Annotated in this window: 22 protein-coding genes; 9 read left to right on the forward strand and 13 right to left on the reverse strand. The window is 68.4% G+C overall.

The window, feature by feature from the left end:
• Window positions 1–56 precede the first annotated feature (56 nt).
• On the forward strand, window positions 57–2,762 hold the full coding sequence (locus tag ACGHX3_RS19335) for a GNAT family N-acetyltransferase (protein WP_394695921.1): 2,706 nt from the start codon (window positions 57–59) through the stop codon (window positions 2,760–2,762).
• Window positions 2,759–3,676, forward strand: a complete 918-nt coding sequence (locus ACGHX3_RS19340) for a hypothetical protein (RefSeq protein ID WP_394695922.1) — start codon at window positions 2,759–2,761, stop codon at window positions 3,674–3,676. The genes ACGHX3_RS19335 and ACGHX3_RS19340 overlap by 4 nt, the downstream gene beginning before the upstream one ends.
• A gap of 148 nt (window positions 3,677–3,824) precedes the next feature.
• On the opposite strand, the gene ACGHX3_RS19345 is transcribed toward ACGHX3_RS19340, so the two are convergent.
• Window positions 3,825–4,844: an NADP-dependent oxidoreductase gene (locus ACGHX3_RS19345; RefSeq protein ID WP_394695923.1), complete on the reverse strand. Its 1,020-nt coding sequence runs from the start codon at window positions 4,842–4,844 to the stop codon at window positions 3,825–3,827.
• Between the two features lie 146 nt (window positions 4,845–4,990).
• On the opposite strand from ACGHX3_RS19345, the gene ACGHX3_RS19350 reads away from it, so the two are divergent.
• Window positions 4,991–5,860, forward strand: coding sequence for a class I SAM-dependent methyltransferase (locus tag ACGHX3_RS19350; protein WP_394695924.1), 870 nt, complete (start codon window positions 4,991–4,993; stop codon window positions 5,858–5,860).
• Between the two features lie 61 nt (window positions 5,861–5,921).
• The gene (locus ACGHX3_RS19355) at window positions 5,922–6,458 is read left to right on the forward strand and encodes a pseudouridine synthase (RefSeq protein ID WP_162338318.1); all 537 of its coding nucleotides are present in this window, start codon (window positions 5,922–5,924) and stop codon (window positions 6,456–6,458) included.
• Window positions 6,459–6,485: 27 nt separating this feature from the next.
• On the opposite strand, the gene ACGHX3_RS19360 is transcribed toward ACGHX3_RS19355, so the two are convergent.
• Window positions 6,486–6,860, reverse strand: coding sequence for a hypothetical protein (locus tag ACGHX3_RS19360; RefSeq protein ID WP_249720284.1), 375 nt, complete (start codon window positions 6,858–6,860; stop codon window positions 6,486–6,488).
• A gap of 314 nt (window positions 6,861–7,174) precedes the next feature.
• Complete coding sequence (hrpB, locus tag ACGHX3_RS19365) at window positions 7,175–9,688, reverse strand: ATP-dependent helicase HrpB (RefSeq protein WP_394695925.1); 2,514 nt, start codon at window positions 9,686–9,688, stop codon at window positions 7,175–7,177.
• A 166-nt stretch (window positions 9,689–9,854) separates the two neighbouring features.
• Here hrpB and ACGHX3_RS19370 point away from each other — a divergent pair, with 166 nt between their 5' ends.
• On the forward strand, window positions 9,855–10,652 hold the full coding sequence (locus ACGHX3_RS19370; RefSeq protein WP_394695926.1) for a TatD family hydrolase: 798 nt from the start codon (window positions 9,855–9,857) through the stop codon (window positions 10,650–10,652).
• Window positions 10,653–10,664: 12 nt separating this feature from the next.
• Here ACGHX3_RS19370 and ACGHX3_RS19375 read toward each other — a convergent pair whose 3' ends face one another.
• From ACGHX3_RS19375 to ACGHX3_RS19390, 4 genes are all read right to left on the reverse strand, one after another.
• On the reverse strand, window positions 10,665–11,180 hold the full coding sequence (locus ACGHX3_RS19375; RefSeq protein WP_313927947.1) for a hypothetical protein: 516 nt from the start codon (window positions 11,178–11,180) through the stop codon (window positions 10,665–10,667).
• Window positions 11,181–11,247: 67 nt separating this feature from the next.
• Window positions 11,248–12,177, reverse strand: a complete 930-nt coding sequence (gene panE, locus ACGHX3_RS19380) for a 2-dehydropantoate 2-reductase (RefSeq protein WP_394695927.1) — start codon at window positions 12,175–12,177, stop codon at window positions 11,248–11,250.
• On the reverse strand, window positions 12,177–12,947 hold the full coding sequence (locus ACGHX3_RS19385; RefSeq protein WP_162338323.1) for an ABC transporter permease: 771 nt from the start codon (window positions 12,945–12,947) through the stop codon (window positions 12,177–12,179). The genes panE and ACGHX3_RS19385 overlap by 1 nt, the downstream gene beginning before the upstream one ends.
• Window positions 12,944–13,912 (reverse strand): ABC transporter ATP-binding protein, encoded by a 969-nt coding sequence (locus ACGHX3_RS19390; protein ID WP_394695928.1) that lies wholly within the window; start codon window positions 13,910–13,912, stop codon window positions 12,944–12,946. The genes ACGHX3_RS19385 and ACGHX3_RS19390 overlap by 4 nt, the downstream gene beginning before the upstream one ends.
• Window positions 13,913–14,052: 140 nt before the next feature.
• On the opposite strand from ACGHX3_RS19390, the gene ACGHX3_RS19395 reads away from it, so the two are divergent.
• The 4 genes from ACGHX3_RS19395 (at window position 14,053) to ACGHX3_RS19410 (ending at window position 18,321) form a co-directional block, all read left to right on the forward strand.
• Window positions 14,053–14,763 carry a ferredoxin--NADP reductase gene (locus ACGHX3_RS19395; RefSeq protein ID WP_394695929.1) on the forward strand — a complete coding sequence of 237 codons (711 nt, stop codon included), beginning with the start codon at window positions 14,053–14,055 and terminating at the stop codon, window positions 14,761–14,763.
• A gap of 85 nt (window positions 14,764–14,848) precedes the next feature.
• A complete protein-coding gene (locus tag ACGHX3_RS19400) occupies window positions 14,849–16,354 on the forward strand; it encodes an alpha/beta fold hydrolase (RefSeq protein ID WP_394695930.1) in 1,506 nt (501 codons plus the stop codon).
• A gap of 42 nt (window positions 16,355–16,396) precedes the next feature.
• The gene (locus tag ACGHX3_RS19405) at window positions 16,397–17,143 is read left to right on the forward strand and encodes an ATP-binding cassette domain-containing protein (protein WP_394695931.1); all 747 of its coding nucleotides are present in this window, start codon (window positions 16,397–16,399) and stop codon (window positions 17,141–17,143) included.
• Complete coding sequence (locus ACGHX3_RS19410; protein ID WP_394695932.1) at window positions 17,140–18,321, forward strand: ABC transporter permease; 1,182 nt, start codon at window positions 17,140–17,142, stop codon at window positions 18,319–18,321. The genes ACGHX3_RS19405 and ACGHX3_RS19410 overlap by 4 nt, the downstream gene beginning before the upstream one ends.
• 57 nt (window positions 18,322–18,378) lie before the next feature.
• Here the strand turns inward: ACGHX3_RS19410 and ACGHX3_RS19415 are convergent, their stop codons facing one another.
• From ACGHX3_RS19415 to rpmH, 6 genes are all read right to left on the reverse strand, one after another.
• Window positions 18,379–18,930, reverse strand: a complete 552-nt coding sequence (locus ACGHX3_RS19415; RefSeq protein ID WP_162338329.1) for a porin family protein — start codon at window positions 18,928–18,930, stop codon at window positions 18,379–18,381.
• Window positions 18,931–19,100: 170 nt separating this feature from the next.
• Window positions 19,101–20,090, reverse strand: a complete 990-nt coding sequence (locus ACGHX3_RS19420) for an energy transducer TonB (protein WP_394695933.1) — start codon at window positions 20,088–20,090, stop codon at window positions 19,101–19,103.
• Between the two features lie 232 nt (window positions 20,091–20,322).
• Window positions 20,323–21,663 carry a tRNA uridine-5-carboxymethylaminomethyl(34) synthesis GTPase MnmE gene (gene mnmE, locus ACGHX3_RS19425; RefSeq protein ID WP_394695934.1) on the reverse strand — a complete coding sequence of 447 codons (1,341 nt, stop codon included), beginning with the start codon at window positions 21,661–21,663 and terminating at the stop codon, window positions 20,323–20,325.
• An 86-nt stretch (window positions 21,664–21,749) separates the two neighbouring features.
• Entirely contained in the window at window positions 21,750–23,456 is a 1,707-nt protein-coding gene (gene yidC, locus ACGHX3_RS19430) for a membrane protein insertase YidC (RefSeq protein ID WP_394695935.1), read from the reverse strand.
• A gap of 13 nt (window positions 23,457–23,469) precedes the next feature.
• Entirely contained in the window at window positions 23,470–23,910 is a 441-nt protein-coding gene (gene rnpA / locus ACGHX3_RS19435) for a ribonuclease P protein component (protein ID WP_162338334.1), read from the reverse strand.
• Window positions 23,911–23,995: 85 nt separating this feature from the next.
• On the reverse strand, window positions 23,996–24,136 hold the full coding sequence (gene rpmH / locus ACGHX3_RS19440) for a 50S ribosomal protein L34 (RefSeq protein WP_027083663.1): 141 nt from the start codon (window positions 24,134–24,136) through the stop codon (window positions 23,996–23,998).
• Window positions 24,137–24,405 lie beyond the last annotated feature (269 nt).

The raw sequence follows: 24,405 nt of genomic DNA on the forward strand, positions 1-24,405 counted from the left end.
CGGACGCAACGCGCGTCGCGCTACCCTTGCCGGCATCCGGAGGACGCTGTCCCGTCATGAGCACGTACCGTCTCGATTCCATCTTCCGGCCTCGCGCCGTCGCGGTGGTGGGCAGCCAGTCGCGGCCGCGCTCGGTCGGCCGTGCGGTGATCGAAAACCTGCTGGCGGCCGGCTTCGACGGAAACATCGGACTGGTGAACAAGCATCCGACGCCGATGGACGGCGTGACGACCGTGCGCCAGCTTCGCGACCTGCCATGGACACCGGACCTGGTGGTCATCGCTACGCCCGCGGCGACCGTGCCGCAGCTCGCCGCGGAAGCCGCAGAGAAAGGCGCCGGTGCCGTGGTCGTGCTGACCGCGGCGATGGGCAGCGGTCCGGGCTCGCCCGCGGTGCAGCTCGAAACCCTGACGCGCGAAAAGGGCCTGCGCGTGCTCGGGCCGAACTGCCTGGGCGTGATCGCGCCGCATGCACGCCTCAACGCCAGCCTCGCCAGCCGCTTCCCGAAGGCCGGCGACCTCGCGCTGATCTCGCAGTCGGGTGCCATCTCCGGCGGCCTGGTCGAATGGAGCATGAGCCAGCCGGTCGGCTTCTCGGCCGTCGTGTCGCTGGGCGATGCGCTGGATGTCGACTTCGCCGACCTGCTGGACTACTTCGCGACGGACCATCGCACGCGCGCGATCCTGCTGTACGTGGAAGCCATCCACGACGCCCGCAAGTTCATGTCGGCCGCGCGTGCGGCGGCGCGCACGAAGCCGGTCGTCGTGGTGAAGTCAGGGCACAGCGGTCGCGCACAGGTCACGCCCGCCGGCAGCACGCATACCCAGAACCTGGCGCGTCCGAATGCGGTGTACGGCGCCGCCTTCCGCCGTGCCGGCCTGCTGCGCGTGCGTTCGCTGCACGAACTGTTCGCCGCCGCGCGCACGCTGGGTCAGGTGCGGCCGTTCCAGGGCCGTCGCCTGGCGATCCTCACCAACGGCGGCGGCGTCGGCGCGCTGTCGGTCGATCACCTGTACGAACAGGGCGGCACGCTGGCGACGCTGTCGGACACCACCCGCGATGCGCTGGACCGCATCCTGCCCGTGGGCTGGTCGCGCACCAATCCGGTCGACCTGCTGACCGACATCGACGCCGACCGCTATGCCGCCACGATCGAGGCGCTGCTCGCCGATCCGGAGAACGATGCACTGCTCGCGGTCAACGTGCCGACCGTGCTGTCGTCCTCGTCGGAAGCCGCGCATGCGGTCACCCGGGTGCTGTCGCAGCGGCCCGCGCACGGCGCGCGCAAGCCGGTCTTCACCGTCTGGCTGGGCAACGATCCGCAGGCCGAAGCCGTGCTCGATGCCGCCCAGATCCCGCGCTATCCGAACGAATCCGACGCGGTCGCCGGTTTCATGCACCTGGTCCGTCATCGTGAGGTGCAGGCCGCGCTGATGGAGACGCCGCCCAGCCTGCCGGAGGACTTCAGTCCGGACCTCGCCACCGCACGCAGGCTGGTCGATGCCGCACTGGACGCCGGACAGACCTGGCTGGATCCCCTCGCCACCACCCAGCTGTTGGCCGCCTACGGTATTCCGATGGCACCGGTCTGGCGCGCGGTCGATCCCGACGATGCGGCGCGCATCGCCGCGCCCTTGCTGGCCGAAGGTGCGACCGTGGCGGTGAAGATCCTGTCGCCCGATATCCCGCACAAGTCCGACGTCGACGGCGTGCGCCTCAACCTGCCCAACGCGAACGCCGTCCGCGAGGCGGCGGCGACCATCCTGCAGCGCGCGCGCGAACGTCGGCCGGACGCGCGCATCGAAGGCGTGCTGGTGCAGCCCACGCTGCTGCGGCCGAAGGCGCGCGAACTGATCGCCGGTATCGCCGACGATCCCGTGTTCGGCCCGGTCATCGCGTTCGGGCGCGGCGGCACGGCGGTCGAGGTCATCAACGACCAGGCCGTCGCCCTCCCTCCATTGGACCTGCGGCTGGCGCACGAGCTGATCGCGCGCACCCGCGTGTCGCGCGTGCTGAAGGCGTACCGCGATGTGCCGGCGGCCGACGAGCGCGCGGTCGCGCTCGTGCTGGTGAAGCTGGCGCAGCTGGCCGCGGATATTCCCGAGATCCAGCAGCTCGACATCAATCCGCTGCTGGCCGACCGCGATGGCGTGGTCGCGGTCGATGCGCGCATCGCGGTGGCGCGCGGTCGCGCGCTGCACAAGGGCCGCGGCCATCCCCGCTTCGCGATCTTCCCGTATCCGACCGAATGGGAACGGACCATCGAACTCGCCGACGGCCAGCCCGCGCTGGTGCGACCGGTGCGGCCGGAAGACGACGCGATGTTCCGCGCGTTCTTCACCCACATCACCGACGAAGACCTGCGCCTGCGCTTCTTCCAGTCGGTGCGCCATTTCAGCCACGAGTTCATCGCCCGCCTCACCCAGCTCGACTACGCCCGCTCGATCGCGCTGGTGGCGGTGCATCCGGGCACGCACGAGATGCTCGGCGCAGTGCGCCTGCACGCCGATGCCAACTACGAAACAGGCGAGTACGGCATCCTGGTGCGCTCGGACCTCAAGGGCCACGGCATCGGCTGGAAACTGATGCAGATCATGATCGAGTACGCACAGTGGCTGGGCCTGAAGACAATCGAAGGCCAGGTGTTGCGCGAGAACCGCACCATGCTGGCCATGTGCGAGAGCCTGGGCTTCCGGGTCAAGCTGGATCCCGACGATCCCACGCTGATGCATGTCAGCCTGCCGGTGCCGCCGGCGACATGACACGCCGTAGCATCCTGACCTCCGCCATCGTGGCGTCACTGGCGCTGGCCGTCGGCCTCGTTGCATGGCAGCGGACGCGGCCGGAGCCTGTGTCTGGGGCGGCGGCGACACCCGTCGCACGGATTCCCGCCAACGCGACACTGCTGGAGACACCGCACTACCGCATCCACAGCACCGCCACGGCGACGCAGACGCAGCAGGTCGCGCAGGCGGTGGAAAGCCTGCATGCGGCATACATGGGACTGTTCGCCGCCCACGTCCAGCCAACCTCTCGGCGAATGACGCTCGTGCTTTTCGCCGACCGCGAGGAATTCCAGCGCAACAACCAAAGTCGGCCATGGGCCGAGGCGTACTACCTGCGGCCCGCCTGCTACGCCTACTACGGTGGCGGAAAGGAGAACCCGCATCACTGGATGCTGCACGAGACCGTGCATCAACTGAACACGGAAGTCGCCGGCTGGCGACTTCCCGCATGGGCCAATGAAGGCGTCGCTGGCTATCTGGGCGCGAGCTGGCTCGAGGACGGCGTGCTGACGCCGGGCCGCAGCGACCCGGACACCTACCCGATCTGGTGGCTGTCACGGATGAAGCTGACCGGCAGCCTGCACGCAGACGTCGACGCCGTCCGCTTCATTCCATTGCGCGAGTTGCTGGAGGGCCGCGGCCCCGGCATCGACCGGCACGTCAATCTGTATTACCTGCACTACTGGGGCCTGACCCACTTCCTGTTCCACTACGAGAACGGCAGGTATGCCTCGGCCTACAAGCGGTTACTGGCGCGCGGTGCATCGACGCCCGACTTTGAGCGCCTGATCGGACAGATCGGAGAGATCGAAGAAGCATGGTACGCGTACATGCTGGACGCGATCGCGACGATGCAAAAGTACGAAGCCGAGAACGGCATCGAGCGCTGACGAATGTCGGCCTGTCCGGCTTCGACTCACGCCCATCGTCTTCCCGCGAAGGCGGGAAGCGCTCCACAGCGGCCGCATGGCCGATCATCCAGTGTCTTTCTTTATCCATGGAACGTCACTGGGTCCCCGCCTTCGCGGGGACGAAGGTCTAGAGCTTCACCACCACCTTGCCGAAGTTCTCCCCGCGCAGCAGGCCGATCAGCGCGCGCGGTGCGTTTTCCAACCCTTCGATCAGGTCCTCGCGCCAGCGGATCTTTCCTTCCGCCAGCCAGCCGCCCATCTCGCGCAGGAACTGCGGATACAGCGCGATGAAGTCGTGCTGGATGAAGCCGCGCACGGTCAGGTGGCGGGTGAGGATCTGGCTCATCAGCCAGGGCATGCGGTCCGGTCCGGACGGCAGCGCCTTGTCGTTGTAGTGCGCGACCAGGCCGCAGACCGGAATGCGGGCGAAATCGTTGAGCAGCGGGACGACGGCGTCGAACACGGCGCCGCCGACGTTCTCGAAGTAGACGTCGATGCCGTCGGGACAGGCCGAGCGCAGTTGTTCGGCGAAGTCAGCCGCACGATGATCGAGTGCGACGTCGAAGCCGAGTTCGTCCCGCAGGTAGGCGCGCTTCTGTTCGCCGCCGGCGATGCCGACCGTGCGCGCGCCCTGCAGTTTCGCGATCTGGCCGACGGTCGCGCCGACGGGACCGCTGGCCGCCGCGACGACGACGGTTTCGCCGGGCTTGGGTTGGCCGATCTCGTGCAGGCCCACGTAGGCGGTGAAGCCGGGCATGCCGTAGACGCCCAGTGCGGTGGTCAGTGGCGCGACGTTCGCGTCCAGCTTGCGCTTCAACGTCCGCCCGTCGGCGACGGCATGCGTCTGCCAGCCGCCATGCGCCAGCACGACGTCGCCGACCTGCAGATCGGGATGGCGCGATTCGATCACCTCCGACACCGTGCCGCCGTCCATCACCTCACCGATCTCCACCGGCTTCGCGTAGGAGCGCCCGGCATTCATGCGCCCACGCATGTATGGGTCCAGCGACAGGTAGCGGTTGCGCAGCAGCACCTGGCCATCAGCGGGCGCGGGCAGCGGCGCGTGCTCCAGGCGGAAGTTCTCTGCGGTCGGCTCGCCCTGCGGCCGCGCCGCCAGCACGATACGGGTGTTGCGGTCGTCGTTCATGGCGAAGCGGTTCCCGGTGCGTGGATGCGGCGAGTCTAGCGACCATGCGGGAGGATGCGGTGAAGCGTGTCCTGCGTGCGGCGACCGCCATGCCGCCTGAACAAGACGCGTGCTAGGCTCCGCGCACCTTTCTGGAGGTCTTTCCGATGACGATCCGCATGGTCCCGCTTTCCCTGGCGCTGCTCGCCGCCCTCGCCGCGTCGCAGCCGACGATAGCCGCAACACCGGCGACGCCGGCCAAGGCATCGCCCACCCTGGCCGCCGCCGACGCCGCCGCGCTCGATGCCGTCCTGAAAGGCGACTGGCGCAATGCGGAGAACACCGCGCGCGATGTCTATCGCCACCCGCAGGAAACGCTGGCCTTCTTCGGCGTGAAGCCGACGCAGACCGTGGTGGAGATCACGCCCGGTGGCGGCTGGTATGCGGAGGTGCTGGGCCCTTACCTGAAGAAGAGCGGCCACTACGTCGCCGCCGTGGTCGACCCGGCGTCCGCGTCCGAGAAGAGCCGCGGCTACTACCAGCGCAGCGTGGATGGCCTGCAGAAGAAATTCACCGACGGTCCGGCGCAGTTCGACAAGGCCAAGATGGTGAAGTACGACCCCGCCAAGCCGGTATTCGGCGCGGCCGACTCGGCCGATGTGGTGCTGACCTTCCGCAACGTGCACAACTGGCGCAGCGCCAACCAGGCCGAAGGCATGTTCAAGGGCTTCTTCGCGGTGCTGAAGCCGGGCGGCGTGCTGGGTGTGGTGGAGCACCGCGCCAACCAGGACGTCGCGGCCGACGACAAGACCGGCTATGTCGGCGAAGCGCAGGTGATCGCGATGGCGGAGGCCGCGGGTTTCCGGCTGGACGGGAAGAGCGAGATCAACGCCAATCCGAAGGACACGAAGGATCATCCGAACGGCGTGTGGACGCTGCCGCCGTCCAACAATCATCCGGAAGCCGACCGCGCGAAGTACCAGGCCATCGGCGAAAGCGACCGCATGACGCTGCGGTTCGTGAAGCCGCACCACTGATCCTGCGCAGCTGGATATGCCGCGATCCTCACCGGGTCGCGGCGTTGCAGTCCGCCGCCCCATGCTCATCGCGTTCAACAAGCCGTTCAACGTGCTTTGCCAGTTCACCGACCGGAGCGAGCCGCCGCGGCGCACGCTGGCCGAGTTCGGCCTGCCGCCGCGCGTGTACGCCGCCGGCCGGCTGGATTACGACAGCGAGGGCTTGCTGCTGTTGACGGACGACGGCGCTTTGGCGAACCGGCTGACCGATCCGCGCCACAAGCAGCCGAAAACCTATTGGGTGCAGGTGGAAGGCACGCCGACCGACGAGCAACTGGATCGGCTGCGGCGTGGCGTGGCGTTGAACGACGGGCCGACGCGGCCCGCGCGTGTGGAGCCGCTGGAGCCCGCACCGACCCTGTGGCCACGTGATCCGCCGGTCCGCTTCCGCAAGTCCGTGCCCGACGCCTGGTTGTCGATGACGATCACCGAAGGACGCAACCGCCAGGTCCGGCGGATGACCGCAGCCGTCGGCCTGCCGACGCTGCGGCTGGTGCGGGTCGCCATGGGCGACACCCGATTGGGCGACCTCGCGCCCGGTGCCTGGCGCGCGCTCTGACGAGGCGCGCCGGCCGGTATCGGGCGATCAGCTCTCGGCGGAACGGGCCGTACTGCGCGGCTTGCGCGGCGTGCCGGTCTTGCGCGCGGTGGATGCCTTGCCGTTGACCTTGCGGGCTTCCACCCGGCGCGACTTGCCTTCGATCGCACCGGTTGCCTGACCCTGCTTGCGCTTGCGGTAGGCCACCAGCGCGAGCAGGCCCACGCCGATACCCGTCGCCACCGCCACGGCCGGATTGCGCCGCACGAAGTTCACCGCGAGCTTCCCGCCGGTCTTGGCGACGCCCAGCGCCGCCCCCGTCTGCAACAGCTTGTCCGCGCTCGGCACAGCGTGCTTGAGACTGGTGCCGGCCTGGCTCGCCAGTTCCAGTGCACGGTCGGTGATGGTGGTCAGCTTGCTCATGTGTCTTCCCTGGAAGAAGTGGGTAGGCCGCCAGTGTCTTGGCGGTGGTGTTTACGCGGCGTTAGTTCGGCGCCCCGCACCTGAACGGCAGCGTAGCCCGCGCGCTCCACGGATCGTCGGGCCGCGCCGAGTGGAACCTGCCCACGACGTGAAGCATACGCCGTCGTCGCGGCAGGCGACAACGAAACATCAGGTCCCGCGGGGCTTCGCCCGATGCGTAGCCTGCGCGCTCCACGGAGCGTCGGGCCGCGCCGAGTGGAACCTCCCCGCGACGTGAAGCATGCGCCGCCGCCGCGGCAGGCGATAACGAAACGTCAGGTGCCGCGGGGCTTCGCCCGATGCGTAGCCTGGGCGCTCCATGGATCGTCGGGCCACGGATGCTTCGGATACCGCCCCTTCATTTCCTTCTTCACCTCGGCATAGGTCGCGTTCCAGAAGTTGCGCAGGTCGGAGGTCACCTGCAGCGGCTTGCCGCCGGGCGACAGCAGATGCAGCAGCAGCGGCACGCGGCCATCGGCGACGCGCGGGGTGTCGGCCAGGCCGAACAGCTCCTGCAGCTTCACCGCCAGCACCGGCGGCTGGCCATGCGCGTAGTCGATGCGGCGCTCCATGCCGGACGGCACGGTGATGCGGGTCGGCGCCAGCTGGTCGATGCGTTGGCGCAGCGACCATTCCATGCCGGACTTCAGCGCGTTCGCCAGGTCGTCCTCGCCCAGCGCGTCGAGCCGGGTCTTGCCGGCGAATGCGGGCTTCAGCCAGTCGTCGAGCGTGGCCATCAGCGCGTCGTCCGACAGGTCGGGCAGGCCGAGATCCGGCATCCACTCGCGCAGGCAGCGCACGCGTTCGCGCCACTGCTGCAGCGATTCTGGCCAGGACAGCGCCTCCAGTCCGAGGTCGCGCACCGCGTCGGTCAGCGCCGCGGCAGCGAGCGCGGGATCGACGCGGCCCGCGGGACGCGCGTCGAACACGATCTGGTCGAAGCGCGATTCGCGCTGGGCGGACAGCGCACGCCGCGCCGCGTCCCAGCGCACGGTGTCTTCGGTGACGAAGCGGTCGGCAAAATCGCGGCGCAGGCGTCGTTCGTCCACCGGCGCGCCGCGCTGCACCAGCGCGTCGCGGTTCTCGTGGCGCAGCTCGCTGACGACGATCCACGGTTCGCCGACCAGCGCGCTGTCGTCGAACAGCCGCGCACTGCGCCCGTTCGCCAGCAGGTAGCGACGCGCGTCCTGCGGATGCTGGAAGCCGATGCGGTCCGGGAAGGCGTGCATCAGCACGTCGCCCAAGCGATGCGCTTCAACGGACGATGGCGGCGCTGCGTTCTCACGTACGCGGCGGCGCCACTGCTTCGCGGCGGCGTCGATCGCGGCCAGGCCCGAACGGTTCGCGTCCTGCGGTGCGCGGCCATTGCGGAACGCCGCCAGCGCACGCCAGCGCACGGCCAGCGCATCGCCTCCCATCCGCAGCGGATCGCGTGCTTCGACCAGCGCGGCGAGATCGCAGGCGAGCGCAAGGTCCTCGCCCTCGCCCGCCGACAGCAGCATCGCGGCCAGGCGCGGATGCGTGCCCAGCGCCAGCATGCGCTTGCCCAGCGGCGTGATGGCATTCGTCACCGTCAACGCGCCAAGACGGCGCAGCAGGTCGCGGGCTGCGTTCATGGCGCCCGGCGGCGGTGCGTCGACGAAGCGCAATGCGTCGCTGCCCCACGCGGCCAACTCCAGCGCCAGCGCCCCGAGTTCGACCAGCGCGATCTCCGGGCGGCGTTGCGGGTCCAACCGCTGCGACTGCGGCCACAGGCGATAGGCCCAGCCATCGGCGACACGGCCGGCGCGACCGGCGCGCTGGTCGGCGGACGCCTGCGAAATGCTCGCGACTTCCAGCCGGGAGAACCCGCTGTTCGGATCGTAGGACGGCTCGCGCGCCAGGCCGCTGTCGACGACCACGCGCACCCCAGGCAGGGTGACCGACGACTCGGCCACGTTGGTCGCCAGCACCACGCGGCGCCGGCCCTGCGGATCGGGCTGCAGCGCCTCGGACTGTTTTTCGACGGGTAGTTCGCCATGCAGCGCCAGCACCACGATGTCGCGCGGCAGCACGTCCGCCAGCATCGCCTCCACGCGCACGATCTCGCGCTGGCCCGGCAGGAACACCAGCACGTCGCCGGGATGCTGTGCGAGGGCGTGTTCGATCGCACGCTTCGCATGCAGTTCCAGCGGCTCGTCCCGATCGCCCTGAGCCTGTCGAAGGGCACGGCGTGCCGGGAAGTGCGCCACCTGCACGGGGAAACCGCGGCCCTCGCTGCTCAGCCGTGGCGCATCGAGGAAGCGCGCCAGCTTCTCGCCATCGAGCGTGGCCGACATGACGACCAGGCGCAGGTCCTCGCGCAGCTGCGCCTGCACGTCCAGCGCGAGCGCCAGGCCAACGTCGCCGGCGAGGTGGCGTTCGTGGAATTCGTCGAACAGGATCGCACCGACGTTCTCGAGCATCGGATCGTCCTGGATCATCCGCGTCAGGATGCCCTCGGTGACGACCTCGATCCGCGTATCGGGACCGACCTTGTTCTCGAAACGGATGCGGTAGCCCACCGTGCCGCCGACGGTTTCGCCACGCTGCTTCGCCATGAACCCGGCGGCCGCGCGCGCGGCCACGCGACGTGGTTCCAGCATCACGATCTTGCGACCCTGCAGCCACGGCTGGTCCAGCAGCGCCAGCGGCACCTGCGTGGTCTTGCCGGCGCCGGGCGGCGCTTCCAGCACCAGGCGCGTGTGATCGGACAGGCTGCGGACGATGTCCGGCAGCAGGGGTGTGATCGGGAACGTGGGAGACGGCATGCGGTGGGAAGGATAAGGCTTTCCCGGTCGAACTCATGCACATGGATATGGGAGCGACGTAAGTCGCGATGTGTCCTCCACGGTAGTTCATCGCGACTGACGTCGCTCCCACACCCCACATCGCACATCCCGGAACCCGGCGCCTACACCGGCTAAAATGGCTACCATGGATCTCATCGACATCGGCGCCAACCTCACCCACGAAAGCTTCGACCACGACCGCAACGCGGTGCTGCAGCGCGCACGCGAGGCCGGCGTGGTCCAGCAGGTGGTCACGGGCGCCAGCCGCGAGCACTCGCCGACCGCGCTGCGGCTGGCGCAGGCACACGCGGGCGAGCTGTTCGCCACCGCTGGTGTGCACCCGCACCACGCCACCGAGTACACCGACGAGTGCGATGCCGAGATGCGTGCGCTGCATGCGCATCCGGAGGTCGTGGCGGTGGGCGAATGCGGGCTGGACTACTTTCGCGACTTCTCGCCGCGCCCCGCGCAGCGCAAGGCGTTCGAGCGCCAGCTGCAGATCGCGGTGGACACCGGCAAGCCGCTGTTCCTGCACCAGCGCGACGCGCACGACGACTTCGTGGCGATGATGAAGAACTTCGACGGCAAGCTGGGTCCGGCCGTGGTGCACTGTTTCACCGGCACGAAGAAGGAACTGTTCGACTGCCTCGACCAGGACTGGCATATCGGCATCACCGGCTGGCTGTGCGACGAACGCCGCGGCCTGCACCTGCGCGAACTGGTGAAGAACATCCCGGCCAACCGGCTGATGATCGAAACCGACGCGCCCTACCTGCTGCCGCGCACGGTCAAGCCACAGCCGTCGCACCGACGCAACGAGCCGATGTACCTGGCCCACATCGTCGCCGAGCTGGCGCGCGACCGCGGCGAGGACATCGAGGTGACCGCCGCCACCACGACGGCGACGGCACGGGCGTTCTTCCGGTTGCCGGAGGCGGGCTGAAGCCCTGCGCACTTACTCGACCTTGCTGTCCTCGGACTTGGCCTGCTGCATGGCCTCGGGTTCGAGCTCTTCCGCACTGCGGTTGAGGTGGACGAACAAGCCCCAGGCCACCAGCAGCAAGGCGGCCGAGCCGCCTATCGCTATGACGTACGGCAGCTGACGCGGATCCTCGTGCATCAGTTCGAACGTCGCGACCAGCGTCTCGATCGACAGCGCGATGACGATGACCACGAGGAAGCGCGACAGGTAACGGCGCACTCGGGTGGGTCCGCTGACCTTGACGTCGCGTTGCACCTCTTCCTCGAACACGGTCTGCGCCAGCTCCAGCGCCACCAGCCCGATGGTCAGCATGCCGATGCTCTCGAGTATGTTGTCGAAGCGGCTGCGCAGGCCGAGGTCGCTGCCGGCGATCATGACGCCATGCCAGAGTTCGCTCGCGGCCAGCACGATCAGCGCGACGGCGGCGACGAAGAACAGGGCGATGATGGCCAGGTGGCCGGCGAGGAAGATCTTGTGCAGGTGCTTCATGGCTGCGCCACCGGAAAGCTGGCACAGGATGGAGGCACGCGGCGTCAGGGCCGCGTGAAAGCCGGCATCACGCGGCGCGCTGCGCTTCGTAAGCCTGCAGGTGCACCCAGGCAGCCTGCAGGCGCGGCACATCGACGCCGTGTGCGTGCGCGCGATGCACCATGTCGCCGACGATGTGCGCGGCTTCGACGCGCTGGCCGGATTCCAGATCGCGCAGCATCGAGGCCTTCATCGGCGAGCCGGCGGCGGTCAGCGTGTCGCGCGCGGACGCCTGCGCGGCGGCCGGTATCGGCTGGCCCGAGGCCGCGGCGATGGCCAGGCATTCGTCGTACAGTCCGGCCATGAACGCGACGCCATCCTCGCCCGCCACGATCTCGCCGATCGGCGCGCGCATCAGGCACGTGCCAGCCGCGAGGGCCGTGAGGAAGCTGTACTTCACCCATTGCGCCTGCGCGATGTCGGGCGTGTGCGCGTGATCGACGCCCGCCTGCGTGCAGGCGGCGGCCAATGCCTGCAGGCGAGTATCCGGCGACTGGCCGGTGCGTTCGCCGAACGTCGTCGACGCCGGCTTGCCCAGGTGCAGGATCTCGCCATCGGCACCCAGCGTGGCACTGATGAAGCACAGGCCGCCCAGGATCTTGTCGAAACCGAAGCGTGCATCCAGCGCTTCGTAGTGGCGCAGGCCATTGAGCAGCGGCAGCACGGCAGCCCCGGACGCCACGGCCGGTGCAATGGCATCCATCGCGCTGTCCAGGTCGTACGCCTTGCAGCTCAGCAGCACCAGGTCGAACGGCACGACGGCCGACAGGTCGTCCGCGGTCAACACCTGCACCGCTACGTCGGCGTCGCCCAGCGGACTGCGAAGGCGCAATCCACGCTCACGCAGCAGTGCCGCGCGCGCGGGACGCACCAGGAAGCTGACGTCGATGCCGGCCTGTGCCAGGCGACCGCCGAAATAGCCGCCGGTTCCGCCGGCGCCGAGCACGAGCAGCCGCATCAGCTGCGCAGCCCCACGCCCTTCTTCAACAGCCACAGACCCAGCGCGGCCAGGCCGAATACGAACGCCAGCATCAGCGCGTAGGCGATCCACAGCGGGACGTCGCTGGTGCCGAGCAGGCCGTAGCGGAAGGCGTTGACCATGTAGAAGATCGGGTTGGCGTGGGTCAGGGCTTCGGCCCACGGCGGCAGCAGCTTGACCGAATAGAACACGCCGCCCAGGTAGGTCAGCGGGGTCAGGATGAAGGTCGGCACGATGGCGATGTCGTCGAACTTCTTCGCGTACGCCGCGTTGACGAAGCCGGCCAGCGAGAAGATCGTCGCGCCCAGCAGCACGGTGGTGATGGTCACCAGCGGGTGCGGTATGCGCACCTTGGTGAAGCACATCGCGATGACCAGCACGATGGCGCCGACCATCAGGCCACGCAGCACGGCACCGGCCACGTAGCCGAGCAGGATCACCCAGTTCGGCATCGGGCTGACCAGCAGTTCCTCGACATGGCGGCCGAACTTGGCGCCGAAGAACGAGGACGAGATGTTGCCGTAGCTGTTCTGGATGATGCTCATCATCACCAGCCCCGGCACGATGAACTCCATGTAGCTGTAGCCGCCCATGTCGCCGATGCGGCTGCCGATCAGGCCGCCGAAGATCAGGAAGTACAGCGTCATGGTGATGGCCGGCGGCACCAGGGTCTGGCCCCAGATGCGCAGGATGCGGGCGACTTCGCGACGGACGATGGTGCCCAGCGCGACCAGGTTCGGATGACTCATGCCGCCTTCTCCTTGGCGCCGTCGCCGTTGCCGGTCATGCGCACGAACAGTTCCTCCAGCCGGTTGCTCTTGGTGCGCATCGAGCGCACGCGGATGCCGGCGTCGTTGAGCGCGGCGAACACGCGGTTGAGGTCCATCGCGCGCGGCATGTCCAGGTCCAGCGTGTGCGCGTCGGTGGCGACGAGGGTGGTGCCCTCGATCACCGGCAGCTGCGCCGGCAGGTCGCCGTCGATGTCGAACAGGAAGCCTTCCACGTCCAGCTTGGCCAGCAGCGCGCGCATCGGGCCCTGCTCGACGATCACGCCGCGGTCGATGATGGCCAGGTTGCGGCAGAGGCTCTCGGCCTCTTCCAGGTAATGCGTGGTGAGGATAATCGTGGTGCCGGCGGCGTTGATGTCCTTCAGCGTCTTCCACATGCCGCGGCGGATCTCGATGTCGACGCCGGCGGTGGGCTCGTCCAGGATCAGCAGCTTCGGCCGGGTCATCATGGCGCGGGCGATCATCAGCCGGCGCTTCATGCCACCGGACAGCGTGCGGCTCATGACGTTGGCCTTCTCCCACAGCTGCGCGCGCTTGAGTTCCTCTTCGGCGCGCACCAGCGCCTCGGCGCGCGGGATGCCGTAGAACCCCGCGTAGTTCACGCAGATGTCGAGCGGCTTCTCGAACATGTTGAAGTTGATTTCCTGCGGCACCAGGCCCAGCAGGCGCATCGCGCCGTCGCGGTCGCGGTCGATGTCCACGCCGAACACACCGACCTGGCCGCTGCTCTTGTTGACCAGCGAGCTGACGATGCCGATCAGGGTGGACTTGCCGGCGCCGTTGGGGCCGAGCAGGGCGAAGAAATCGCCGGGTTCGACCTGCAGCGACACGCCCTTGAGGGCCTGCACGCCGGTGTCGTAGACCTTGCGCAGGTCGGTGATGGCCAGCGCGGGGGGTGCGGCGGAGGCCGCGGAAGGAGACGCCATGGGAGCCTTGCGATGCGCGCGGGGCGCGGTGGGAGGGCGAACGCTTATTATAGGCGTCCCGCCGGGACCGCCCCGGGCCACACAGTGTTCCAGCCGCTTTGGCCATCGCTCCCTTTCCCCTGAAGCTCGTCGGCCGCCGCATGCTGGCGCCCAGCGTGGGCCACTACAGCTTCGTGCGCGACGATGGCCAGCCGCTGGACTTCATCCCCGGCCAGTTCATCCAGGTGCATTTCAGCTACGCGGACGGCACGGCCACCAAGCGCAGCTATTCGCTGGCCACGATCCACGACCATGCGATGGGACCGGGCGAAGCGGTCGAGATCGCGGTCAGCTACGTGCCCGGTGGCGCGGCGACCGCGCTGTTCGAGGGCCTGCCGGAAGGCGGCCATGTCGAGGCCAGTGGCCCGTTCGGCCGCTTCTGCCTGATGCCGGGCGACCGCAACGCACGCTACCTGCTGATCGCCACCGGCACCGGCGTCACGCCGTACCGTTCGATGCTGCCGCAGCTGGAAGCGCTGATGGCCGAGCGCGGCGTCGAGGTCGTGCTGCTGCAGGGCGCACGCACGCCGACCGAGCTGCTGTACGGCGATGACTTCCGTGCCTTCGCCGACGCGCATCCGGGCTTCCGCTACGTGCCGTGCCTGTCGCGCGAGCTGCCGGCCAATCCGCATCCCGACGTCCGCCAGGGCTATGTGCAGCAACACCTGGCCGAATTCGCACCCGATGCCGCGCGCGATATCGCCTACCTGTGCGGCAACCCCGACATGGTCGATGCCTGCTTCGACGCGCTGAAAGGACATGGGCTGCCGATTCCGCAGATCCGGCGCGAGAAATACGTCTCGAGCAAGTAACGCCCGCCTCGTACAGATCGTTGGTCACATCCGTCCCGCCGCATCGTCATGGCATGCTGGGACCCGCCTCCAACGGAACTGATACATGGCACTTCTTCATCGATCACTCGCGACCGCCCTCGGCGCGCTGCTGCTGGCAGGCTGCAATGGCACCGCCACCGGCCCCGACCAGCAGGCGGTGCGGCATTACGGCGACATCGCCTTCAAGCCCTGCACGCTGACCGCGCCCTACCTGACGACGACGGTGGAAGCGCAATGCGCGACCTACGACGTGGCCGAGGACCCGGCGAAACCCGAGGGCCGCAAGGTCGCCTTGAATATCGCGTGGCTGCCGGCCACCAACGAAGGCGCGGCGACCGACGACCCGGTGTTCTTCCTCGCCGGTGGTCCGGGCCAGGCGGCGGTACAGGTCTGGCCGGCCATCGACGCGGCGTTCCGCGAGGTACGCAAGTCGCGGCACATCGTGCTGGTCGACCAGCGCGGCACCGGCAAGTCGAACCCGCTGGCCTGCAAGGATGACGAGGGCCGCAACGCTTACAGCGACCCGGAAGACCTGAGCGAGGAGGCGGCCGTCGCGTTCGCGCGCGACTGCGCCGCGTCGCTGCAGGCCGATCCGCGCTTCTACACCACCACCGATGCCGTGCGCGACCTGGACAGCGTGCGCAAGGCGCTGGGTGCGGCGAAGATCAACCTGGTCGGCGGCTCGTACGGCACGCGCGTCGCGCAGCAGTACGCCATGCGCCATCCCGACAGCACCCGCGCCGTGGTGATCGACGGCGTGGTGCCGAACGAACTGGTGCTGGGCAGCGAGCATGCGCGCAACCTGGACGCTGCGCTGGCGCTGCAGTTCCAGCGCTGCCAGGCGACGCCGACGTGCAAGGCGCGCTTCGGCGACGACCTGCGCGGGCAGCTGCGCGCATTGATGACACGCCTCGCCGCAGCACCTGTGCAGACCGACTACCGCGATCCGTCGACCGGCGAGCTGCTCAGCGGCGAAGCGACGGCCGGTGCGGTCGCCGGCATCACCCGCATGTACTCGTACTACCCGCAGGGTGCTGCCCTGCTGCCGCTGGTCCTCAACGAAGCGCAGCAGGGCCGCTACGGTTCGCTGATGTCGCTGTCGAAGATGCTGGAAACGCAGGTCGGCGACCAGTTCATGCACGGCATGCAGCTGTCGGTGATCTGCGCCGAGGATGCGGACCTGCTGAAGGCCGATCCCGGTGATACCGACACGGTGCTGGGCAGCATGCTCGGCGACACCCTGAAGGCGCAATGCGGTGCGTGGCCCACCGGCAAGCGTCCTGCCGACTTCCACACCGCATGGACATCGGACATTCCCACCCTGATCACGTCGGGCGAGCTGGACCCGGTCACGCCGCCGCGCTACGGCGAGCAGGTGCTGAAGACACTGTCCGCCGGCCGCCACCTCACGCTGAAGGGCCAGGGCCACGGCACGTTCGCCGTCGGCTGCATGCCCAAGCTGCTGGGCCGCTTCCTGGAGACCGCGAACGCCAAGGATCTGGATGCGACCTGCCTCGACAGCCTGGACTACGTGCCGCCCTTCACCAGCTTCAACGGCTGGGAGCCGTGAGCCGCGCACCGCGCGCCCGCCACTTTCAATGGACATGACCGAATGATCATCGCCAACGACCTGCACAAGTCCTTCAAGACCAAGACCGGAACGGTCACCGCCGTGGACGGCGTCAGCTTCACCGCCCACGACGGCCAGATCACCGGCCTGCTCGGCCCCAACGGCGCCGGCAAGACCACCACCATGCGCATGCTCTACACGCTGATGACGCCCGACCGCGGTGAAGTCCGCGTGGACGGCCTGGACACGGCCCGCGATCCGGTCGCGGTGCGCCGCGCACTCGGCGTGCTGCCCGATGCGCGCGGCGTGTACAAGCGCCTGACCGCGCGAGAGAACATCGCCTACTTCGGCGAGCTGCACGGGCTGTCGTCGAAGCAGATCGCCGAACGCACGAAAGCGTTGTCCGAGGCACTGGACATGGGCGACATCCTCGACCGCCAGACCGAAGGCTTCAGCCAGGGCCAGCGCACCAAGACCGCAATCGCCCGCGCGCTGGTGCACGACCCGCGCAACGTCATCCTCGACGAGCCCACCAACGGCCTGGACGTGATGACGACGCGCGCGATGCGCGGCTTCCTGCGCCAGCTGCGCGAGGAAGGCCGCTGCGTGATCTTCTCCAGCCACATCATGCAGGAGGTTGCCGCGCTGTGTGACCGCATCGTCATCATCGCCAAGGGCACGGTGGTCGCCGCAGGTACTGCCGACGAACTGCGTGCGCAGGCGGGCGAGGACAACCTGGAGGACGCCTTCGTCAAGGTGATCGGTTCGGAGGAGGGCCTGCTGGCATGAACATGTTCCGTACCGTCTTCACGGTGATGCGCAAGGAACTGCGCGACCTGTCGCGCGACCGCCGCACGCTGGCACTGGCGCTGTTCCTCGGCCCACTGCTGTATCCCACGCTGATGCTGGGCATGGGCTACCTGACCGAGAACCGCATCCGCACCCAGGTCGACAAGACGCTCGAGATCCCGATGGTGGGTGCGGAACACGCACCTAACCTGGTGAAGTTCCTCGCCACCAACGGCATCACCGCCGGCAAGGCACCGGACAACCTGGATGCCGCGATCCGCTCGCAGGAGATCGACGTGGCGCTGCGCATCGATCCCGCGTACGCCGAGGACTGGCGCAACGGCCGTCCCGCACTGGTCGAGATCCTGCGCGACAGCACGCGCCGCGATGCCGACATCCCCACCCAACGCGTCAACGCCGCGCTGTCCGCGTACAGCCAGCAGGTCGGTGCGCTGCGCCTGCTTGCGCGTGGTGTGGATGCGTCGGTCGCGCGGCCGGTGAACGTGGGTATGCAGGACCTGGCCACGCCGGAAGCGAAGCAGGGCATGCTGTTGTCGATACTGCTGCCCTACCTGCTGATCCTGACGTCCTTCATCGGCGGCGCCTACCTGATCCTGGATGCCACCGCGGGCGAACGCGAGCGGCAATCGCTGGAGCCCTTGCTGGCCACGCCGGCGCCACGCAGCGCCGTGGTCAGCGGCAAGATCGCCGCCGCCTGCGTGATCGGCCTGGCCACACTGCTGCTGACGCTGCTCGCGTTCAAGTTCAGTGCGCAGTTCGCGGGCACGCTGGGCCGTCAGTTGAACGTGTCGTTCCTGTCGATGGGCAAGATGCTGCTGATCCTGCTGCCGATGCTGTTCATCGGCACCTCGCTGCTGACCTATCTCGCGGCCTCGGCCAAGAGCATGAAGGAAGCGCAGAGCCACATGACCTGGCTGATGCTGCTGCCGATGATCCCGACCTTCGCGCTGATGGCCAATCCGCTGAAGAGCCAGCCCTGGCAGTTCGCCGTGCCGTTCCTGGCGCAGAACCAGCTGCTGCTGAAGGTCATCCGCAACGAGTACATCGGCGCGCAGACCTGGGGTATCTACATCGCTGCGGCGTTCGGCGTGGCGGCATTGCTGTGGTTCGCGGCGGTGCGCCGCTACCACCAGGAGAAATTGGCCATCGCGGGCTGATCGTCCTCGATTGCCGCAACGGAAACGGCCACCTCGCGGTGGCCGTTTTTTTTCGCCTCAGAAGCGGTATTCGTAACCCAGCGTCAGCGTCTGCGCGGTGACGTCGGCGTTGAACAGGTCGCCGGTGTTGTAGTCGTAGTTCAGGCTGAGGCCGTTGTTGTGGTCGAAGTCGTAGCCCACGCCAACGCCCACGTACGGCTTGGTGGAACGGTCGCGCAGCGACACACCGTCGGCGCTCAGCCTGGTGTTGACGCTCTGCGCACCGGCGCGACCGGCGATGAAGAAGCCGGTGTTGTCGGCGCCGAACGCCTTCTTGCCCACCACGCCCAGGCCCACCGCATCCATGTCGTAGGAAATGCCCTGGATGGAGCGGTCGCCGAGGATCGAGTAGAACCCTTCGACGGCCACGTTCGGGGTGAAGTAGTGGCCGATGCGCAGGCCGTAGACGGTATCGGTGTCGTCGGCGCTCAGGTTGTCGACCTCGACCTTCAGGTCGCTGTGGCCGATCTCCAGGCGTCCGTACCACTGGCCCGCTTCGGTGGCGGCGGCGGTGGACGAGAGGGTGAGGCATGCCAGCGCAACGGCGCCGGCAACAGTGAATCGCTTCATGGAATCCTTCCGTGTTGTTGTGATGTGCGCCCGTCATGCGGGCGGCGGCACAGTAATCGTCGTCCGTGTTCTGGTCCAGCGTTGGCCTTCTATTGTTAGGCGAGATCCCTTACGCAAAAAAGAAACGCCGGCTGCGGCCGGCGTTTCGCATGCCATCCCTGCGACCGCGATCAGCCGGGGCTGAAGCCGATCGTGCGGCGCGTGGTCACCGGCGCATCCACCGGTTCGAAGCGCCAGCGGCGCACGGCATTCAAGGCTTCGCGATCAAACACGCGCGCCGGCGTCGCGCGCACCACGCGGGCGTTGGTGACCGAGCCATCCGTGCCGACCGTGATCTCGACGAGCACCTCGCCCTGGGTCCCCGAGCGCAGGGCTTCCGGCGGGTACCGTGGAGCAGGCGTACTCACCGCGCGCAGGGCCTGCGACGGCGCCGCGGCGGGAGCGGCGGCGCGGGCCGCCGCAGCCTGGCGTTCCGCGGCCTCGCGTTGGGCGGCGGCCTGTCGTTCGGTTTCCTGGCGCGCGGCTTCCGCACGGGCGGCTTCCTGCTGCTGGGCGAGCTGCTGGGCGGCGGCGGCTTCGGTCGCGCGCTGCTGCTCCGCCACCTGCGTCAGTCGCTGCTGTTCCTTCAGGCGTGCATCTTCGGCGGCCTTGGTCTTGGCGGCCTCGTCGGTGACGGCACGCTGCGCGACGGCCTGCTGCGCGGCGGCGATGCTCTGCTGCAGGCGTGGCAACGCAGGGGCCTTGGGATCGGCTTTCTGGATGATCGCCGACAGGCGTTGCGCCTCGGTGAATTCCTCGCGCGCGATGCTCTGCTCGGCGGCGATCAGCGTGTAGGGCATCAGGTCGGTCAGCGCGCTGGTGACGCCCGGGTCGTTCGGCAGCTTGTCGCGCAGGGCCAGGTAGTACTCCATGGCGTTGTCGCCGCCCGGCGCATAGATGCGGTTCTCGCGCAGGGCCTTGGTGGCGGCGTCGCGCAGGCTGTCGGCATCCATGGCCTGGACTTCGGCGGACACGGCCGGCGGCGGTGGTGCGGCAGGCGCGGCAGCGGGGGCGGTGGCAGGCGCAGCGGCTTCGTCCTGCTTGGAACACGCCGCCAGCGCGACGAGCAGCAGCAGCGGTGCGGCGTAGCGCAGGCGCCCGGTGGTCTGGATCAAGGACATCGTTTCAACTCCCCCAAGTACGTTTCTAATGGTGTCGGCACGCCGTCGACCGCGCGTGAGCGCGGCGCCGGGTGTCGCGAATCAGTACGGACCCGCAACCTGCCAGGCCCCGTCCGGGCTGGAATGGCGCGATGCCTTCCGGGTACCCCTACCCGGTCGCCAGAGTACGTCGGCGCATCGGGACCCACACTTGATGTCTGTCACACTTTTGGCGGACTGCGCCGCGGCGCAGTCATTTGCCGATGCAGAACGTGGAGAAGATGTGGCCCAGCATGTCGTCCGCGCTCAGGCGGCCGGTGATCTCGCCCAGCGCATCGTGGGCCAGGCGGAGTTCCTCGGCCGCCAGTTCCAGCTGTTCGTACCGCAGCTGGTCGGTGGCCGTGGCGGCATGCGCCGCGGCGCGACGCAGCGCCTCCACATGGCGGGCACGCGCCGAGAACTCGCCATCGCCGCCATCGCTGGCGGATCCCGTCGCGAGCGCTCGCAGCCGTACATGCAGGCGGTCGAGGCCGATGCCTTGGGCCGCGGACACGTACACGCGGTCGTCGTCGTCCGGCGGCACGGCGGCCAGCAGGTCGGTCTTGTTGTGGATCCACAGAATGGTGCCCACGCCCTCGATGCCGTCGGCAACCGCCGCACGCCCCGCTTCCGGATCTCGCGCGTCGACGACCGCCAGCGCCACGTCGGCGCGTGCGAGTTCCGCGCGCGCGCGCCGCATGCCCTCGCGTTCTATCGCGTCGCCGCCGTCGCGCAGGCCGGCGGTGTCCACCAGGTGCAGTTCCAGACCATCGAGGCGGATCGTTTCCCGCAGCGTGTCGCGCGTGGTGCCCGCGACGTCGGTGACGATGGCGCGGTCGCTGCCGGCCAGCGCATTGAGCAGCGAGCTCTTGCCCGCGTTCGGCGGACCGACGATCACCGCGTGCACGCCATCGCGCAGCTTGCGTCCGCGTTCGGCATCGGCGATCAGCGCATCCAGGCGTTGCCGCGCGTCCGCCAGGCGCGCGCGCACCTGTTCGCCGCCCAGCGTGTCGATCGATTCGTCGGCGAAGTCGATCGCGGCTTCGACGTGCACGCGCAAGCCCAGCAACGATTGGCCGATGCTGTCGACGCGTTCCGAGAACACGCCGTCGAGCGAGCGTCGTGCCGCGCGTGCCGCGCGTGCATCGGCGGCGGCGATCAGGTCGGCGATGGCCTCGGCCTGGGCGAGATCGAGCTTGTGATTGAGGAAGGCGCGTTCGGAGAATTCGCCCGGCCGCGCCATGCGCGCGCCGAGCGCGCAGGCACGCGCGACCAGTTGCTGCAGCACGACGGGGCTACCATGCGCCTGCAGTTCGACGACGTCCTCGCCGGTGAAGCTCGCGGGGCCGGGGAACGACAGCGCAATGCCGTCGTCCAGCGTGTCGCCATCGGCGTCGCGGAAATGGACGTGGTGCGCGCGGCGCGGCGACAGCGCACGCATGCATATCTGCTCCGCTATCGCCTGCGAGCGCGGGCCGGACAGGCGCACGATGCCAACGCCACCGGCGCCGGGTGCGGTGGCGATCGCGACCATGGTGTCGTGGGCTGACGTCATGAGGTAGTGCTCGCAGGAGCTTTTAGCGTAGCGGAAACACGAAGCCCGCCGGAGGGCGGGCTTCGTGGCGTCGCGGTGGGTGCGGATTACTTCGCGACCGCGGTCTTCGGCGGCGTGGCGGATTCGCCGTGGCGCTTGGTCATCCACCACTGCTGCAGCAGGCCCAGCGCGCCGTTGGTGACCCAGTACAGCACCAGGCCCGACGGGAAGAAGGCCATCATCACGCCGAACACCAGCGGCATGAACTGCATCATCTTCTGCTGCATCGGATCCATGCCCGGCGCCGGCGTCAGCTTCTGCGTCAGCCACATCACCAGCATGTTGAGCACCGGCAGGATGAAGTACGGATCGCGCGCGGTCAGGTCCTGGATCCACGCGAACCACGGCGCCTGGCGCAGCTCGACGGTTTCCACCAGCACCCAGTACAGCGCCAGGAACACCGGCATCTGCACGAGGATCGGCAGACAGCCGCCCATCGGGTTGATCTTCTCCTTCTTGTACAGCTCCATCATGGCGACCTGGAACTTCTGCTTGTCGTCGCCGTAGCGCTCCTTCAGCTGCTGGATGCGCGGCTGGAACTTGCGCATCTTGGCGAAGCTCTTGTACTGCGCCGCCGACAGCGGATACAGCGCCAGCTTCACCAGGATCACCAGGCCGATGATCGACCAGCCCCAGTTGCCGATGAAGCCGTGCAGGAAGTTGAGCACCCAGAACAGGCCCTGGCCCAGTAGCGCGAGAATGGCGAACTGGCTGTAGTCGACGACGCGGTCGATGCCCGGCGCCTTGATCGCATGGATCTTGTCGACCAGCTTCGGGCCCACCCACAGACGCGCGGTGGTGGTGGCCTGCTGGCCGGGGCCGACGTTGACGCCCGGACCCATTTCGCGGATCAGCGCGCGCGTGCCGTTGTCCGGATTGTCGAGCGAGATCGTGGTGGTGTCGTCGGCCTGCGGAATCCACGCACTGAAGAAGTGGTGCTGCGGAATGGCGATCCAGCCACCCTTCACCTGCGCGTTGACGCGGCCGTCTTCCAGATAATCCTCGTTGAACTTGCGGCGCTGGTAGCTGCCGTCCCACCAGGTGGCGCCGTTGAAGCTGAAGGATTCCGGATTGGTCATGCCGCTCTTGACCTGCGGCGGCGTGCGCAGCAGCTGGCGGTAGACCGTGCCCTGCCACGTGCCCGTGCCAGCGTTGACGACCTGGTCGCTTACCTCGATCTCGTAGCTGGCGCGCTTGAAGGTATAGGTGCGGCGGATGGTGACGCCATCCGGACCCTGCCACACGAACGGTACGCTGACGCTGTCGGCGCCCTGCGCAAGGCTCACGTCCCCGGCGCCGTTCTCGGGAACGAAGGCGTGATGGTCCGGTGCCTTCGAGCCACTGCTCACCCAGCCGCTTTCCGCCGCATAGAAATGCTGCGGATCCTCACTGAAGAGACGGACCGGACCACTGCCCGGCGTCTTGCTCTGGGGATAGTGGAGCAGGTCGGCCTGCAGCACGCTGCCGCCGTCCAGCACCAGGCTCAGCACGTCGGTATTCACGGTGACGCGCGCGGGCGCGGCGTTCTTCGCGGACGCAGCGGGCATCGGCGCGACCGTCGGCGCGCTGGGGACAGTACCCGACGAGGGCGAGGCCGGCACGACCGCGGCGGGCACGGTGCTGCCGGGCGTCGTGGCCGTCTGCGCGGCAACGGCGGGCGCGGCGGGTGCCGCCTTGTCCTTGTTCCACTCCAGCCACAACAGGGTCGCCACCATCAGCCAGGCGAAGATCAGGAATACACGGGTCTGGTTCATCAGGCAGGCAGTCTCAACCGGCGTCGGAAACCGGTTTGGTCGGAGAAGAAGGAGTGGGAGGCGGCGCGGGGGAATTCAAGCCCGGCGGCATTGTGCCGCCCGGTGCCGGTGCGGGCAATGCGCCAGCGCGCAGCAACACGCGTTCGAAGGTTGCGCGCAACAGCCCGGAATCGGCTTTCGCCGCGGGCGGACGCGCGACCACGACATAGTCGCCACCGGGCAGCGTGGTGCGCAGGCGACGGAAGTGTTCGCGCAGCTGGCGCTTGATGCGGTTGCGGCCGACCGCCCGCGTATCGACCTTGCGGGACACCGCCAGGCCCAGGCGCGCAGGCCCGTCGCCCGGCAGCCAGTGCAGGCTCATCAACGGATCGGAGGTGCGGCGCGCCTGTTCGAACACGCGCGCATAGTCGGCGCTCGCGCGTACCCGCGCGCTGCGCGGGAATGCCGTGCTCATCTCAGCAAGAAGCCCGCTCGTGAACGGGCGGGCTCCTTTTGATGCAGGGAACGCATGGAAGCATGGCCGCGATGCGGCCAGGCCATCAGGCGGTCAGGCGCTTGCGGCCCTTGGCGCGGCGACGGGCCAGGATCTTGCGACCGTCGGCCGTGGCCATACGGGCACGGAAACCATGGTCGCGCTTGCGCTTGAGGTTGCTGGGTTGGTAAGTGCGCTTGGTGGCCATGGGGCCCTCGGGCGTGTTCGGGTGGAAAGAACCGGAAATTCTATAGGAACCGCCGGCTTACGGTCAACTCCCCGCGTGCTTTCGATGTGGATCTCCCCGCAACCGCCTGACCGCGCTGCCGTTCGTCCTGTCATCCACATCTTATGCACAGGATCGTTGGCGGGTCCCGGCACCGGTGGTAGTCTGGCCGACCCCATGGATTCCACCCCGCGCTGCCCCCCGGCACTGCGGGATGACCTGTCGCCCCTACACGCGAGTTGTTCCACCTG

Origin of the sequence: Pseudoxanthomonas japonensis (genome assembly GCF_043632995.1) — a bacterium.
Classification (GTDB): domain Bacteria; phylum Pseudomonadota; class Gammaproteobacteria; order Xanthomonadales; family Xanthomonadaceae; genus Pseudoxanthomonas_A; species Pseudoxanthomonas_A japonensis.

Coding starts and splice junctions, on each gene's coding strand:
- ACGHX3_RS19410 (WP_394695932.1), top strand. CDS start 17,140: ATGAACATGTTCCGTACCGTCTTCACGGTGATGCGCAAGGAACTGCGC.
- ACGHX3_RS19350 (WP_394695924.1), top strand. CDS start 4,991: ATGACGATCCGCATGGTCCCGCTTTCCCTGGCGCTGCTCGCCGCCCTC.
- ACGHX3_RS19335 (WP_394695921.1), top strand. CDS start 57: ATGAGCACGTACCGTCTCGATTCCATCTTCCGGCCTCGCGCCGTCGCG.
- mnmE (WP_394695934.1), bottom strand. CDS start 21,663: ATGACGTCAGCCCACGACACCATGGTCGCGATCGCCACCGCACCCGGC.
- rpmH (WP_027083663.1), bottom strand. CDS start 24,136: ATGGCCACCAAGCGCACTTACCAACCCAGCAACCTCAAGCGCAAGCGC.
- ACGHX3_RS19370 (WP_394695926.1), top strand. CDS start 9,855: ATGGATCTCATCGACATCGGCGCCAACCTCACCCACGAAAGCTTCGAC.
- panE (WP_394695927.1), bottom strand. CDS start 12,177: ATGCGGCTGCTCGTGCTCGGCGCCGGCGGAACCGGCGGCTATTTCGGC.
- ACGHX3_RS19355 (WP_162338318.1), top strand. CDS start 5,922: ATGCTCATCGCGTTCAACAAGCCGTTCAACGTGCTTTGCCAGTTCACC.
- ACGHX3_RS19415 (WP_162338329.1), bottom strand. CDS start 18,930: ATGAAGCGATTCACTGTTGCCGGCGCCGTTGCGCTGGCATGCCTCACC.
- rnpA (WP_162338334.1), bottom strand. CDS start 23,910: ATGAGCACGGCATTCCCGCGCAGCGCGCGGGTACGCGCGAGCGCCGAC.
- ACGHX3_RS19385 (WP_162338323.1), bottom strand. CDS start 12,947: ATGAGTCATCCGAACCTGGTCGCGCTGGGCACCATCGTCCGTCGCGAA.
- ACGHX3_RS19390 (WP_394695928.1), bottom strand. CDS start 13,912: ATGGCGTCTCCTTCCGCGGCCTCCGCCGCACCCCCCGCGCTGGCCATC.
- ACGHX3_RS19420 (WP_394695933.1), bottom strand. CDS start 20,090: ATGTCCTTGATCCAGACCACCGGGCGCCTGCGCTACGCCGCACCGCTG.
- ACGHX3_RS19360 (WP_249720284.1), bottom strand. CDS start 6,860: ATGAGCAAGCTGACCACCATCACCGACCGTGCACTGGAACTGGCGAGC.
- ACGHX3_RS19400 (WP_394695930.1), top strand. CDS start 14,849: ATGGCACTTCTTCATCGATCACTCGCGACCGCCCTCGGCGCGCTGCTG.
- ACGHX3_RS19340 (WP_394695922.1), top strand. CDS start 2,759: ATGACACGCCGTAGCATCCTGACCTCCGCCATCGTGGCGTCACTGGCG.
- ACGHX3_RS19375 (WP_313927947.1), bottom strand. CDS start 11,180: ATGAAGCACCTGCACAAGATCTTCCTCGCCGGCCACCTGGCCATCATC.
- yidC (WP_394695935.1), bottom strand. CDS start 23,456: ATGAACCAGACCCGTGTATTCCTGATCTTCGCCTGGCTGATGGTGGCG.
- ACGHX3_RS19405 (WP_394695931.1), top strand. CDS start 16,397: ATGATCATCGCCAACGACCTGCACAAGTCCTTCAAGACCAAGACCGGA.
- ACGHX3_RS19395 (WP_394695929.1), top strand. CDS start 14,053: ATGCTGGCGCCCAGCGTGGGCCACTACAGCTTCGTGCGCGACGATGGC.
- ACGHX3_RS19345 (WP_394695923.1), bottom strand. CDS start 4,844: ATGAACGACGACCGCAACACCCGTATCGTGCTGGCGGCGCGGCCGCAG.
- hrpB (WP_394695925.1), bottom strand. CDS start 9,688: ATGCCGTCTCCCACGTTCCCGATCACACCCCTGCTGCCGGACATCGTC.